2 protein-coding genes are annotated in these 1021 nt (G+C 48.1%); both read left to right on the top strand.

The window, feature by feature from the left end:
- Window positions 1-888 (top strand): multidrug efflux RND transporter periplasmic adaptor subunit VmeA (vmeA, locus tag R7E47_RS25390; RefSeq protein ID WP_318085593.1); only part of this gene is annotated, 888 nt, incomplete at its 5' end.
- 2 nt (window positions 889-890) lie between these two features.
- Window positions 891-1021: efflux RND transporter permease subunit (locus R7E47_RS25540; protein ID WP_411913456.1), on the top strand; the 131-nt coding region annotated here is incomplete at its 3' end.

Raw genomic sequence — 1021 nt, 5'->3', positions numbered from 1 at the left:
GTTGTGGAAAAAGGTCAGTCGTTGTACCAAATTGATGACTCTTCATTTCAAGCGGATTTGCTTAGTGCAGAAGCGGGGCTGATTCGTGCGCAAGCTTCTGAAGAATCGACGTTTGCAACCGTTAAACGTTACCGCGCATTGATTACCAAGAAATCGATCAGTCAACAAGATCTGGATGAAGCAGAAGCGGCTTACAAAGAAGCGAAAGCGCAAGTGCTCGTAGCCAAAGCGAAGATCAATACTGCAAAGATCAATTTGACTTATACCCGTGTGAAAGCGCCAATCAGTGGCGTGATCAGCAAGTCAAATGTGACTGCGGGAGCGTTGGTTACGGCAAACCAAGCCGACAAGCTAACGACGATTCAACAACTTGATCCGATCAACGTGGATATCGTTCAGTCTTCTGCTCAATTGCTGCGACTAAAAGCGGCGCTTTCTCAAGGTCACATGCAAGAAGATCAATCTGCGCAAGTCGCATTGACGCTTGAAGATGGCTCGACATACGAGCATAAAGGCACAATGAAGTTCACGGAAGTTAACGTGGATGAAAGTACGGGAAGCGTGACTTTGCGTGCGGAATTCCCAAATCCTGATGGTTTACTTCTTCCGGGTATGTTCGTACGTGCGACCGTGATTACTGGTGTTGACCCTAGCGCGATTTTGATCCCACAAAACACCGTGACTCGCGATGCAACAGGCAAAGCTTCGGTGATGACGGTGAGTGCTGATAATACCGTTGCGATTACGCCAGTCATCACGGCTGAAGTTATAGACAACCAATGGCGCATCATTGATGGATTAAAAGCCGGTGACCAAATCATTACTGCGGGTTTGCAAAAGGTGCGTCCGGGTAGCCCAGTCACCATCCAAACGGGAGAGCAGGGATAATCATGGCTCGATTTTTTATTGATCGTCCGGTTTTTGCTTGGGTATTGGCGATTCTGACCATGCTTGCAGGGATCATGTCCTTGTTCAACTTGCCAGTGTCGCAATATCCAACCATTTCGCCGACCACGATCAC

Source organism: Vibrio sp. Vb1026 (assembly GCF_033338745.1).
In the GTDB taxonomy this organism is placed as follows: domain Bacteria; phylum Pseudomonadota; class Gammaproteobacteria; order Enterobacterales; family Vibrionaceae; genus Vibrio; species Vibrio alginolyticus.
This window is presented reverse-complemented; position numbering and strand designations above follow the sequence as displayed.